The 12,140-nt window shown below is 64.1% G+C and carries 12 protein-coding genes; 7 read left to right on the top strand and 5 right to left on the bottom strand.

Annotated elements, in window-relative coordinates; genetic code table 11:
* Positions 1 to 353 precede the first annotated feature (353 nt).
* Positions 354 to 2,420, top strand: a complete 2,067-nt coding sequence (locus tag NKJ00_RS31190) for a 3-hydroxyacyl-CoA dehydrogenase NAD-binding domain-containing protein (protein WP_352613402.1) — start codon at positions 354 to 356, stop codon at positions 2,418 to 2,420.
* On the opposite strand, the gene NKJ00_RS31185 is transcribed toward NKJ00_RS31190, so the two are convergent.
* Complete coding sequence (locus NKJ00_RS31185) at positions 2,417 to 3,232, bottom strand: helix-turn-helix transcriptional regulator (RefSeq protein WP_352555538.1); 816 nt, start codon at positions 3,230 to 3,232, stop codon at positions 2,417 to 2,419. The genes NKJ00_RS31190 and NKJ00_RS31185 overlap by 4 nt on opposite strands.
* Before the next feature lie 114 nt (positions 3,233 to 3,346).
* Between NKJ00_RS31185 and NKJ00_RS31180 the strand changes: the two genes are divergently transcribed.
* From NKJ00_RS31180 to NKJ00_RS31155, 6 genes are all read left to right on the top strand, one after another.
* Positions 3,347 to 4,483: an ABC transporter ATP-binding protein gene (locus tag NKJ00_RS31180; protein WP_352613399.1), complete on the top strand. Its 1,137-nt coding sequence runs from the start codon at positions 3,347 to 3,349 to the stop codon at positions 4,481 to 4,483.
* Complete coding sequence (locus tag NKJ00_RS31175) at positions 4,464 to 5,627, top strand: ABC transporter substrate-binding protein (protein WP_352632461.1); 1,164 nt, start codon at positions 4,464 to 4,466, stop codon at positions 5,625 to 5,627. The genes NKJ00_RS31180 and NKJ00_RS31175 overlap by 20 nt, the downstream gene beginning before the upstream one ends.
* 69 nt (positions 5,628 to 5,696) lie before the next feature.
* A complete protein-coding gene (locus NKJ00_RS31170; protein WP_352632459.1) occupies positions 5,697 to 6,560 on the top strand; it encodes an ABC transporter permease in 864 nt (287 codons plus the stop codon).
* Entirely contained in the window at positions 6,560 to 7,372 is an 813-nt protein-coding gene (locus tag NKJ00_RS31165; protein ID WP_352555544.1) for an ABC transporter permease, read from the top strand. Before NKJ00_RS31170 ends, NKJ00_RS31165 begins: the two co-directional genes overlap by 1 nt.
* A gap of 10 nt (positions 7,373 to 7,382) precedes the next feature.
* Positions 7,383 to 8,144, top strand: a complete 762-nt coding sequence (locus NKJ00_RS31160; RefSeq protein WP_352555545.1) for an SDR family NAD(P)-dependent oxidoreductase — start codon at positions 7,383 to 7,385, stop codon at positions 8,142 to 8,144.
* Positions 8,145 to 8,447: 303 nt separating this feature from the next.
* Entirely contained in the window at positions 8,448 to 9,218 is a 771-nt protein-coding gene (locus NKJ00_RS31155) for a hypothetical protein (protein ID WP_352555547.1), read from the top strand.
* Between the two features lie 145 nt (positions 9,219 to 9,363).
* On the opposite strand, the gene NKJ00_RS31150 is transcribed toward NKJ00_RS31155, so the two are convergent.
* The 4 genes from NKJ00_RS31150 to NKJ00_RS31135 are packed head-to-tail and all read right to left on the bottom strand — an operon-like array spanning position 9,364 to position 11,966.
* Positions 9,364 to 10,872 carry an aldehyde dehydrogenase family protein gene (locus NKJ00_RS31150; protein WP_352555548.1) on the bottom strand — a complete coding sequence of 503 codons (1,509 nt, stop codon included), beginning with the start codon at positions 10,870 to 10,872 and terminating at the stop codon, positions 9,364 to 9,366.
* A 20-nt stretch (positions 10,873 to 10,892) separates the two neighbouring features.
* Entirely contained in the window at positions 10,893 to 11,237 is a 345-nt protein-coding gene (locus NKJ00_RS31145; protein WP_352555550.1) for a cupin domain-containing protein, read from the bottom strand.
* Between the two features lie 17 nt (positions 11,238 to 11,254).
* The gene (locus NKJ00_RS31140; RefSeq protein WP_352555552.1) at positions 11,255 to 11,596 is read right to left on the bottom strand and encodes a cupin domain-containing protein; all 342 of its coding nucleotides are present in this window, start codon (positions 11,594 to 11,596) and stop codon (positions 11,255 to 11,257) included.
* Positions 11,597 to 11,615: 19 nt separating this feature from the next.
* Positions 11,616 to 11,966 carry a cupin domain-containing protein gene (locus tag NKJ00_RS31135; protein ID WP_352555554.1) on the bottom strand — a complete coding sequence of 117 codons (351 nt, stop codon included), beginning with the start codon at positions 11,964 to 11,966 and terminating at the stop codon, positions 11,616 to 11,618.
* Positions 11,967 to 12,140: the final 174 nt, after the last annotated feature.

The following is a 12,140-nucleotide window of genomic DNA, read 5'->3' as shown; positions in this document are numbered from 1 at the left end:
CATCGCGAACCTCCCGGCGCAAAGCACGCCAAACTGTTCGCGATGTCCTCGCACACCTGTTCGCGATGTCTCCGGTCCAAACAGGAGGGAGATCGGCAGCTTCGCCGTTTCGCCCGCCCTCCAGCGTTGAAAATTGACGAAGGCCGTCGTGACGTCCAATCTCCCCCCTTGCGGGGGAGATGCCCGGCAGGGCAGAGGGGGGTGTGAAGGATCTCTACTTCGGCGATGATGGCGGCCGGGCACCTCGAGCCGCTAATCATTGTGCCAGGCCTCCCTCTGGTTTCCATCCACGTCATAGCGCTGTAAATCCAATCGCGCGGCTGCAGGCCGTTCACCATTGTCCGGAGGTTTGCGTGTCCGATTTTGTGAAGGTCAGCCGCGACGGCGACGTCGCCGTCGTCACTATCGACAACCCGCCGGTCAACGCGCTGAGCTTTCATGTCCGCGAACCGCTGATGCAGGCGCTGGTCGAGTTGCGGGATGATGCTTCGGTTGCCGCCATCGTCATTGCATGCGCCGGCCGGACCTTTGTCGCCGGCGCCGACATCACCGAATTCGGCAAGCCGATGCAGCAGCCCGAGCTGCGCGCCATCGTGGCGACGCTGGAGACCATCGCCAAGCCGACGGTCGCCGCCATCCACGGCACCGCGCTCGGCGGCGGGCTGGAGCTGGCGCTCGGCTGCCATTTCCGCGTCGCCGATGCCGGCGCCAAGCTCGGCCTGCCGGAGGTCAAGCTCGGCCTGCTACCGGGCGGTGGCGGCACGGTGCGGTTGCCGCGCCTGGTCGGCGCGCTGAAGGCCTTGAAGATGGTCGTTTCCGGTTCACCGGTCGGTGCGACCGAGGCGCATGCCGCCGGTCTCGTCGACGCCGTCTTTGAAGGCGATCTGGCCACCCATGCCGTGAACTTTGCCAGGGAAATAGCCCGCAAGGGTGGTCCCTTCACGTCGGTGCGTGATCGCAATGAGGGGCTTAAGGAGACCGACCTCGCGGCTTTCGACGCCGAGGCTGCGGATCTTGCCAGGAAAGCGCGCGGGCTCGAGGCGCCGATCGCCTGTGCGCTGTCGGTGCGCAATGCCGTCATGCTGCCCTTCGATGCGGCGCTGGCGGCGGAGCGTGCGCTGTTCGTCAAGCTGGTCGCCAGCGACCAGTCGCGGGCGCAGCGCCATGTGTTCTTCGCCGAACGTGAGGCGGCAAAGCTTCCCGGAAAAGACATCGTCAAGCGCAGGATCGCCCGCGTCGGCGTCATCGGCGCCGGTACGATGGGCGGCGGCATCGCCATGGCCTTCGCCAATGGCGGCTACCCCGTCACCATGCTGGAAACCAGCCATGAGGCGCTGCAGCGCGGGCTGGCGACCATCGACAAGAACTACTCGGTGTCCGTCACGCGCGGCTCGCTGACGGCAGATGCCAAGCGCGAGCGCCTCGCCCTGTTCAAGGGCTCCACCGACTATGCCGATCTCGCCGATTGCGACCTGATCGTCGAGGCGGTGTTCGAAGACATGGCGGTCAAGAAGGAGGTGTTCGGCAAGCTCGATGCCGTGGCCAAACCGGGCGCGATCCTCGCCACCAACACCTCCTATCTCGACATCAACGAAATCGCCGCCTCGACCTCGCGGCCGCAGGATGTGCTCGGTCTGCATTTCTTCTCGCCGGCCAATGTCATGAAGCTCTTGGAGATCGTGCGTGCCGAGGTGACCGCGCCCGATGCGCTGGCCACCGTCGTCGATCTGGCGCGGCGGATCGGCAAGGTGGCGGTCGTCGTCGGCGTCTGCCACGGCTTCGTCGGCAATCGAATGCTGGCCGCGCGTGGCGCCGAATCCGAGGCGCTGCTGCTGGAAGGCGCGACACCCAGCCAGATCGACCAGGCATTCACCGATTTCGGCTGGCCGATGGGTCCGTTCCAGATGGGTGATCTCGCCGGCCTCGACATCGGCTGGCGCAACCGCAAGGCGCGCGGTCAGACGGCCGTCATCGCCGATACGCTGTGCGAACAAGGGCGTTTCGGCCAGAAGACCGGCTGGGGGTTCTATCTCTACGAGAACGGTTCGCGTACCCCGGCCCCGGATCCGGAGGTCGAGGTGCTGATCCGCGACAAGGCCGCCGAGAGGGGCATCGCGCCGCGTGCGATCAGTGCGGAAGAAATCATCGAGCGCACGCTTTACCCCCTGATCAACGAGGGCGCCAAGATCCTGGAGGAAGGCATAGCGGCCCGTGCGTCCGACATCGATGTCGTCTGGGTCAATGGCTACGGCTTTCCCGTGGGCAAGGGCGGACCGCTGTTCTGGGCTGGCCTTGAAGGCCCGGCCAGGATCATCGAGCGGCTCGAATACTGGCATCAGCGGACGGGCAAGGATGTGTTCAAGCCAGCGCCGTTGCTGAAGCGGATGGCCGAGACCGGATCGTGGGAAGCCGGCGGTTAGGGGGCCTGCCGGATCCGCGCGTCGATGATCTCGACGAAACGTGCGAACAGGCCGGCCTGCGACTTGATCTTGAGCTTGCGATAGATGTTGCGCCGATGGACCTTCACGGTGCCCGGCACGATGCGCATGGCCCTGGCGATCGATTCCGTCGAATGCCCTTGCAGCACCAGGTCAACGACATGCTTTTCGCGTGGCGTCAGCGACAGGCTTTGCCAGATATGGGCGCGGTCGAACTCGTTGACTGGAGCGGTCGTCTCGTCCTGCTGCGCCTCTGCCGGTTCGTCGGTCGGAAGGATAGGCCAGCGCAGCCTGGCGAAGCTGATCACCGCCGGCGCCATGTCGCGCAGCAACCTGGCATCGGCGGTGCCGAACGGGCCCGAGGCGCGCAGCCGCATCAGCGACAGCACCAGCGCATCCTTGCCCGGCAACGGCACGAAGAAGCCGACCTCCTCGGCCAGCCTGGTCTGGCTGTAGTAGGAGCGGAAATACTCGCTGGCATAGAAACGGTCCGGCGCCAGTTCGCGCATGCGCCAGAACCCTTCCTTGCGCTCGACCGCAGCGTGGTGGAACGGGTCGAGCAGATACGGCCCCTCCTGATAGAGCGCGACGAAGACGTGGCTTTCGGCCGGCGAGAAGGTTTCGAACAGCAGCGGCGGGCGCGCCGCGCCGCGATAGCCGAACACCACGCAGTGGTCGAAGCTGACATGGAGCCGCAGCCAATCGACCAGCGCATTGCCGAACAGGTCGCCGCTGGTCTCCCGCGTCGCCGCGACGAGCGTGGCGAGCTGGCTGTATTCGTCGCTGCGGGACAATCCATACCCCCTTAAACGAGAAAATAGATCAGATATACCACCTCAGAGGTATATACTAGCCGCCATTGGCTCTGGTAGCGTCCCGATATTGCCCTGTTGCTGGAGCCATCAGCCTTGACCGCAGTGCCCGACATCGAGTTTCGCGGCGTCACCAAGCGCTATGGCGCGGTGACCGCGGTCAGCGGCATCGATCTCGCTGTCCCGCCCTCCGCCTTTGTCGCGTTGCTCGGGCCGTCCGGCTGCGGCAAGACCACCTGCCTGCGCATGATCGGCGGCTTCGAACAGCCGAGCGAAGGCCAGGTGTTCATTCGCGGCCAGGACATGGCCGGCACGCCGGCCTACCGGCGGCCGGTCAACATGGTGTTCCAGCAATACGCGCTGTTTCCGCATCTCGATGTCGAGGACAACGTCGCCTACGGGCTGCGTCAGGCGCGGCCAAGGCTGTCGTCGCGCGAGATCGCCTCAAGAGCGGGGGAAGCGCTGGAAATGGTGCGGCTCGCCGGCTATGGCCGCCGCAAGATCCACGAACTGTCGGGCGGCCAGCAGCAGCGTGTGGCGCTTGCCCGCGCCCTGGTCAACAAACCGGCGGTGCTCTTGCTCGACGAGCCGCTGGCGGCGCTCGACAAGAAGCTTCGCACCGACATGCAGATCGAGCTGCAGAACCTGCAGCGCGAGATCGGCATCACCTTCGTGCTGGTCACGCACGACCAGGAGGAAGCGCTGTCGATGAGCGATTTCGTCTGCGTCATGAATGGCGGCCGCATCGTCCAGCTCGGACAGCCAAGCGAGATCTATGACGAACCGGCCGATTTGTTCGTCGCCGATTTCGTCGGCAAGACCAATCTCTTGAGCGGTACCGTCGCCGGACATTCGGGCGATCTGGTGGAGGTGGCGCTCGCGAATGGCACCGTCATTGCAGCGCGCAAACGAACCGCCCTGCAGCAAGGCGAGGCCGTTTCGGTCAGCCTGCGTCCTGAATCGCTCAGTCTCGGCGCTCAGACAGGCGGCCCATTCAAGGGCGTCGTCCGCAACCGGATCTTCCTGGGCTCGACGGCGGAATACGCGATCGAGGTCCAGGGCATCGGAACGCTGCTGGCCAAGGCCGATCACCTGATCGGCCACGGCAATCTCTTCAAGCCGGGTGAACCCGTCGCCATCGGCTTTGCCTCCGGAACGCCGCTGGCGTTTGCGGAGACCAAGAACAACGGGGCCAACCAGAGGGTAGATAAACATGTCGAAATCATATCGTGACGGACTGCCGATAAGCCCCAAGAATTTTGTCGATCAGCTGATGCGTTTGAAGCGCGGCTCGATCGGCCGACGCGACTTTCTTGGCCTCACCGGCCTTGGCATTGCCACGGCGGTGATGGCGCGCGAGATCGGCATCATGCCGACACCGGCCTTTGCCGCCGAAAGCCTTGGCGACCGCATGTCGATCGCCACCTGGCCGAACTACCATGACCCGGCGACGTTCGAGAATTTCAAGAAGGACACCGGCGTCGCCGTCGAGGTCAACGTGTTCGGCTCCAACGAGGAGATGCTGGCCAAATTGCAGGCCGGCGCCTCGGGCTGGAGCCTGTTCGTACCGACCAACTACACGATCTCGACTTACAAGAAACTCGGCATCATCGAGCCGCTGGAGATGACGAAGCTGCCGAATTTCGATGGCTCGCAGGAGGATCCGCGCTTTACCGGGGAAGGCACGATCGAAGGGGTGACCTATGCGGTGCCGAAGAACTGGGGCACCACCGGCTTTGCCGTCAACACCAAGAAGCTGACCAAGCCGATGACCAGCTGGAAGGAGTTCTGGGACACTGCCATGGCGGAAGGCGACAGCCGCACCATGGTGCATGACTACCAGCTGACCACGATCGGCAATGCGCTGAAATATTACGGCTACTCGTTCAACTCGCTCAAGCAGGACGAACTGGCCAAGGCGGAGGAACTGCTGCTGAAGGTCAAGCCGCATCTGTTCGCGGTCTCCTCCGACTACCAGCCGGGCATGCGCGCCGGCGACGCCTGGATGACGATGTGCTGGACGAATGACGGCGCGCAGCTGCATCGCGACATTCCCGAGATCGCCTATGTGCTGGGCAAGGAAGGCGGCGAGATCTGGACCGACTTCTACGCCATTCCGAAGGATGCGCCGAACAAGCCGGCCGGCTATGCCCTGCTCAACTATCTGATGAATCCGCAGGTGGCGGTGAAGGAGCACCTGGCCAATGGTGCGCCGTCGACCGATGCGCGGGTCAACAAGCTGCTGCCCAAGGAAGTGCTCGACAATCCGATCCTCTATCCGGCGGCCGACCTGTTGACGCCGCTGGAATTCGGCGCGGCGGCAACGCTGACCGATCCCGGTCGTGCCGAATTGATGGCGCGCTTCAAGTCGGCCTGAGCGGCCTCAAGCCCAACGTAGACAAACTTGACCGGCGGGCCATACCCGCCGGCACGGGGCAATCCTTCCATGCACGGCAGCCGTCTTCGCAGGAATTTTCTGACCGCCATGCTGCTCGGTCCGGCGACCGCGTGGCTGGTGGTGTTTCTGGTGCTGCCGTTCATCGCCATCGCCGTGTTCAGCGTCGGCGAGCGGGCGCCGGAAGGCGGCTATCAGGCTGCCTTTACGCTGGCGCAGTATGCCAATCTTCCGGCGCGGGCGACCGCGTTCTGGAACACGATGCTGCTGGCGCCGGTGGGAGCGCTCGCCTGCATGCTCGTCGCCTATCCGGTCGCCTACTACCTCGCTCTGCAAGCGCCGCAGCGCTGGCGGCTGATCTTGCTGGCGCTGGTCGTCATCCCGTTCTGGACCAGCCTTCTGATGCGGACCTATGCCTGGATGTATGTGCTGGGCGGGCGCGGCATTCCGGCATTGCTCGCTTACATCGGGTTCGAGGATGTCAGGCTGATCAACACGCCGGGCGCGGTGCTGCTCGGCATCGTCTATGGCTATCTGCCGCTGATGATCCTGCCGATCTATGTCAGCCTCGAGCGGCTCGACCGCCGGCTGCTGGAAGCCTCCGCAGACCTCGGCGCCACGCCGCTCTCGACCTTCCTCGGCGTGACCCTGAAACTGTCGCTGCCGGGCGTGATGACCGGCTTCTCGCTGGTGATGATCCTGCTGTTGGGCGAATATCTGATCCCGACGCTGCTTGGCGGCGGCAAAGTGTTCTTCATCGGCAACGCGCTGGTCGACCTGTTCCTGCAATCGCGCAACTGGCCGTTCGGATCGGCCATCGCGATCACGCTGGTGCTGGTCTCGGTGGTGGTGCTGATTGCCGCCAACCGCATTTCGACCCGGGTTTCGGGCGCTCGCCGGGTGGATCTGATCTGATGCGCACCTTCGTCATTGCCGTCTTCGCTTTCCTCTATCTGCCGATCGCCCTGGTCGTGCTGTTCTCCTTCAATGCCGGCCGCCATGCCAGCGAGTTCACCGGCTTTTCGGTTCAGTGGTACGGTACGGCGCTGGCGAACCCGTTCCTGGTCGAAGCGCTGAAGAACAGCCTGTTCATCGCTACCACCAGCGCCTTGCTGGCGGCGTTCTGCGGCACTGCGGCGGCACTCGGCCTGGCGCGTGTCGGCATCAGAACACGCGCGGTATTCGATGCGCTTCTGGGCGCCGCGATCGTCGTTCCGGGCGTCGTCATCGGCATTTCGACACTGGTCGCGCTCGTCCAGCTGTTCACGGTCGTCAATCCGTTCCTCGCCTCGATCTGGCCCGACGACCAGCCGCCGCGCCTGGCGCTCGGCTACGGCTCGATCATCGCAGCGCACGGCCTGTTCTCCATGGCGCTGGTGACGATGATCGTCGGCACGCGGCTAGGCAGCCTCGACCGCAATCTGGTCGAGGCGTCGAGCGATCTCTACGCCACGCCGTTGACGACGTTCCGCTCGATCGTGCTGCCGCAGATCATGCCGGCCATCGTTGCCGGCTTCCTGCTCGCCTTCACCTTTTCCTTCGACGATTTCATCATCGCCTTCTTCGTCGCCGGCGCGCAGACGACGCTGCCGATCTATGTCTTCGCGTCGATCCGGCGCGGCGTGACGCCGGAGATCAATGCCATCGCGACGATCGTGCTCGTCGCCTCCGTGCTGCTCGTGGTGCTTGCCCAATGGCAATTGCGCCGGCGCAAGCCGTCGAACTGAAAGTCGCATCATGATCCTCAAAGACCGCATCGCCGTGGTGACAGGCGCCGGCTCCGGCATCGGGCGCGCCGGCGCCATGATCATGGGCAGGGAAGGCGCGGTGGTCGTCATCGCCGACAGGGATGAGGCCGCCGGCGAAGCAACGGCTTTGGACATAAGGGCAGTGGGTGGCCAAGCCGAGGCAATCGCCACCGATGTCGCCGATGACGCAGCGGTCGAGCAACTCATTGCCGGCACGCTGGACAGGCATGGTCGCATCGACATCCTGCACAATCACGCCGGCATCCAAGTCGGCGGAACGCTGACCGAGGTCGAGGTCGGCGGCATGGACGCGTCATGGCGGGTCAATGTGCGGGCGCAGTTCCTGGCGGCCAGGATGGTCATGCCGTCGATGATCGCACGAGGCAACGGCGTCATCCTGAACACCGCCTCCAATTCGGGTGTGTTCTACGACCGCGAGATGATTGCCTACGCCACCTCCAAACATGCGGTGGTGGCAATGACGCGGCAGATGTCGCTCGACTATGCCCGGCACAATGTCCGCGTCAACGCGCTCTGTCCGGGCTGGGTCGACACGCCGTTCAACGAACCGTTCATCGCCCAGATGGGCGGACGCGAGGCGATCGAAACCTATGTCCGCACCAAGATTCCGATGGGGCGCTGGGCCAGCGCCGATGAGATCGCCGAAGCGATCCTGTTCCTCGTCTCCGACCGCTCATCCTTCATGACCGGTCAGGCGCTGGTGATCGATGGCGGCGAAAGCATCGGCTGAGACCTATGCTTTCGTCATCAACCTCCTTTATTTCAGCGCCTTTCCAATACACTGCTCTACGACCTTCCTGGTGCCGCTGGTCGGCAGATAGGACTATGGTCCGGCCGGCATGGGACTTCAGTGCCATGGCCGATCAAGAGCGTTGATTTGTGTTTAATATCAAATGGTTATGGCGCCGGCGGGTTGTCAGATCGCGTATTGAGACAACATTTGTCTAAAGTTTACTCTGTACAATTAGTAATTCCTCATACGACGGTCGCCTAGCGGTTGGGCGAAGGGCGGCGATTCCCCGAGGAGATTACCATGACAAACCGAAAAACTCTGTTCGCGGCGCTTGCCGCATTGGCGCTTCTGGCATCTCCGGCGATAGCCGGCGGCAACGGCCACGGCGGCGGCAATGGCGGTGGCAATGCCGGCGGCAACGGCAACGGCGGGGGAAATGCCGGCGGTAACGGCGGCAATAGCAATGGCAAGAGCGGCGCTTCGCACGGCAAGTCTTCCTCGGCTCGGGGGCAGGTGGCAAAGGCCAAAACGGATGACACCACGGTCGACAAGACCACAAAGGTCTCGTCGGTTCCCAAGGAGAAGAACATCCACGCCAAGCTCGGCCGGCTGAACTCGCTTCAGCGCAACATCAACGCCTATATGAACTCGAAGAGCAAGAAGTTCGCCGCCATCCAGGCTTTCGTGACGCAGTCCGCGAAAGCCAAGGTCGCCGAGGCCGCCGCTGAGGCGGCCCAGGAGAAGCTGGATGCGCTGAATTCTCAGTTGACCGCGCTGACGTCGCTGACGCCCGAGCAGATTGCCGCCATGACGCCCGAAGATCAGGCGGCCTTGCCTGGGAAGATAACGGATCTGGAGGCCGAAATCACTGCCCAGGAGGCAGAGGTCACCGCCGCCAATGAGGCGGCTGCCGCGGCAGAGGTCGGCACCGATGATGCATCGCTCGACGCGGCGCTGACGGACATGGCCAACAAGCCGGTCGACGACGACGTCACGGCCTGGGCCCAAGGGGTCCTTGCCGGCAAGATCGACCAGACGGCTGCCGCGATGGAAGCAGAAACGACGCCGTAACGATCGTCGCCGAAACGACAGTACCAGTCAAAGAAGGTGCCGCCGGGTTCGCTCGGCGGCATTGCTGTTTCCCGACCATGATCGGGCAGGCAATCCCTGGATAGCCACCGAGTTGGCTATTCGGAGATAGCGAGGTTCGAGACACTCATACGTGCTTGCGGCCGCCGGTCTCGCGGAACCAGCTGTCGGGATACGGATACCACCAGTCCTGGATTGCCGGCCTGTGGTCGATGATCACCATCTTCGAGCGGCGGAAGGCATCCAGCCCCTGGCGGCCAAGCTCACGGCCAAGGCCCGAGGCCTTCCAGCCCCCGAAGGGCAGGGCGTCATTGTCGATCAGCGGATTGTTGACCCAGACCATTCCGGCTTCGAGCCGTTCAGCCGCCTCGTGGGCTTCGGCCAGATCAGTGGTGAAGACAGAGGCGCCGAGCCCGAACGGGCTGTCATTGGCAAGCCGGATCGCCTCATCGAAATCCCTGACCCGGCAGATGGCGGCGACGGGTCCAAAGCATTCCTCGCGCACGATCGCCATGTCCGGGGTGACGCCGGTCAGGATCGTCGGTTCGTAGAACCAGCCGGTGTTATGCGCTGGCGGGATGCGCCCGCCGGTGACTGCGACGGCGCCATGGGCGATCGCATCGTCGACCAAGCGCATCACCTTGGTCCGCGCGCTTTCGCTGACCAGCGGGCCGATCTCGGTCTTGTCCATGCCGTTGCCGATGCGCAGCGCGCGTGTCCTTTCGGCGAACAGTTCGACGAAACGGTCATGGACGGCATCGACGACGAAGAAGCGCTCGGCCGAAGTGCAGACCTGGCCGGTGAGATGGAAGGCCGCGGTGACGCTGCCGGCTGCCGCGATCTCAAGCGGAGCATGTTGGCTGACGATCAGCGGATCGCTGCCGCCGGCCTCGATGACGCAAGGCTTCATGCGTTCGGCGCAGGCCACCGCAACCGCCTTGCCGGCGGCGACCGAGCCGGTGAAGGCAACTGCGTGGGTGCGGTCGGAGGCGATCAGCGCCTGCGCCGTGGTCGCTCCACCAGGCAGGCAGGAGACCAGCCCCTCCGGCAGCGAGCGGAACACGGTCATGTAGTCCAGCGTCGACAGCGTCGTCGCCTCGGCCGGCTTGATGATGCAGGCATTGCCGGCGGCGAGCGAGGCGGCGACCGTCCAGCACATCAGCAGGATCGGAAAATTATAGGGCATGATGTGGACGGAGACGCCATAGGGCTCGTAGCGCGCATACTGGAACGAACCGGCCTGTGTCGTGCCGGCGATCTTGCCGGCATCGTCGCGCGCCATCTCGGCGTAGTAGCGGAAGATCGGCGCGCAGTTGGCGATCTCGCCGATCGCTTCGGGGTAGGGCTTGCCCATCTCGCGCACCATCAGCTCGGCGCAGCGGGTGAAGTCCGCCGCCTCGATGGCGTTGGCGACGGCATGCAGGTGCTTGGCCCGGCTCTTGGCGTCGAGCTTCTTCCAGGCGGCCTGCGCCCTGGTCGCGGCGGTGAGCACGGCATCGATCTCGCTATCGCCGGCCGCAGCGATCGCCCCGACGGTTTCCAGCGTCGCCGGATCGATCACCGGTTTGTTTGTGCCGGCCATCGGCCGGTAATCCGGGTTGACGAAGAAAGCCGGCCGGTCAGCTGAGAAATCCATAGGCATCCTCTCAGATCCGCTCAGCGGATCATGTAGACTTTCTTGATCGTCTCATGGACGGTGCAGACGCCTTTCCAGTCCTGCGGAAAGAAGGCTGCGGTGTCCGGCTCGATCTCGATCACCTCGCCGGATTCATGCACGTAGGTGCAGCGCCCTTCGAGGAAGTGGCAGAACTCGTCGCGGGTGACATGGCAATGCCATTTGCCTGGTGTGCAGACCCAAAGCCCGCATTCGGAGCGGCCCTCCGGCCCCTTGTGCAGCAGCTTGCCCGAGGTGTGGGACTCACCCTCGATCATTGTTGGGATGACACCCCAGTCGACGAGGTCGGTAATGGCGAGCGGGGATTTCATGATGGGCGTTGTCATATCGATTTCCTTGAAGCTCATCGGCACATGAAGGCCTTGGTCAGCGTTTGCGTGATGATGGAGATGCCGGTCCAGCCGGCGGGAAAGAACACCAGCGTGCCGGCCTCGACCGGAATCTGCTCGCCATTGTCATGGACATAGCTGCCGCGGCCCGAGAGGAAGTGGCAGAACTCGTCGGCGGCAAAGGTGACCTTGCGCGTGCCCGGCGTGCACGACCACAGGCCGCATTCGCTCGATCCGTCCGGGTTTTGCGACAGGATCTTGCCCGAGGCGCGTGGCGAACCGGCGAGCGTGTCAGAACCCGCGCCCCAATCCTCCAGTTCCACGGTCGAGGCCTTCGGCCAGTGCGGTGTCGGCATGTCATGCTCCCATGAAGTGTCAGGCCAGCATGTAGACGTTGCGCATGGTCTCATGCACGGTGCATTCGCCCGCCCAGCCGGCTGGGAACATGACCACGGTCCCGGCGGAGACTTCTATCACCTCACCGACATCGGACCGGTAGGTCGCGCGGCCGGCGACGAAATGGCACAATTCGTCGCGCGGGATGCTCAGGCGCCAGCGGCCTGGCGTGCACACCCAGATGCCGGATTCCGGCAGGTTGTTCGGCCCTTTGTGCACGAGTTTGCCGGTCGAGTGCGAAGTGCCTGACAATGCGTCGGGTTGGGCGCCCCAGTCGACGAGATCGGTTCGGGTGGAGGCGTGGTGGAGGTGTGGTGCGGAGGAGGTCATGCGGAGGCTCCTGCGCGATGGTTGCTATTCATATGCTGCGCCAGGGCACCCCCCTCTGGCCTGCCGGCCATCTCCCCCGCAAGGGGGGAGATCGGATGTTGCCTCGGCCTTCGCCAATCACCAAGGTTGCAGAGTGAGAACCGGCGGTGAAGCTGCCAATCTCCCCCCTTGCGG

The organism is Mesorhizobium sp. M0227, assembly GCF_040321855.1.
Classification (GTDB): Bacteria; Pseudomonadota; Alphaproteobacteria; order Rhizobiales; family Rhizobiaceae; genus Mesorhizobium.
The sequence above is the reverse complement of the archived record's forward strand: the minus strand, read 5'-3'. Positions and strand labels throughout refer to the sequence as shown.

Bases quoted from the DNA above. Each gene is read 5' to 3' on its own strand.
- NKJ00_RS31175 (WP_352632461.1), top strand. From the start codon at position 4,464: ATGTCGAAATCATATCGTGACGGACTGCCGATAAGCCCCAAGAATTTT.
- NKJ00_RS31170 (WP_352632459.1), top strand. From the start codon at position 5,697: ATGCACGGCAGCCGTCTTCGCAGGAATTTTCTGACCGCCATGCTGCTC.
- NKJ00_RS31165 (WP_352555544.1), top strand. From the start codon at position 6,560: ATGCGCACCTTCGTCATTGCCGTCTTCGCTTTCCTCTATCTGCCGATC.
- NKJ00_RS31160 (WP_352555545.1), top strand. From the start codon at position 7,383: ATGATCCTCAAAGACCGCATCGCCGTGGTGACAGGCGCCGGCTCCGGC.
- NKJ00_RS31155 (WP_352555547.1), top strand. From the start codon at position 8,448: ATGACAAACCGAAAAACTCTGTTCGCGGCGCTTGCCGCATTGGCGCTT.
- NKJ00_RS31150 (WP_352555548.1), bottom strand. From the start codon at position 10,872: ATGGATTTCTCAGCTGACCGGCCGGCTTTCTTCGTCAACCCGGATTAC.
- NKJ00_RS31145 (WP_352555550.1), bottom strand. From the start codon at position 11,237: ATGACAACGCCCATCATGAAATCCCCGCTCGCCATTACCGACCTCGTC.
- NKJ00_RS31140 (WP_352555552.1), bottom strand. From the start codon at position 11,596: ATGCCGACACCGCACTGGCCGAAGGCCTCGACCGTGGAACTGGAGGAT.
- NKJ00_RS31135 (WP_352555554.1), bottom strand. From the start codon at position 11,966: ATGACCTCCTCCGCACCACACCTCCACCACGCCTCCACCCGAACCGAT.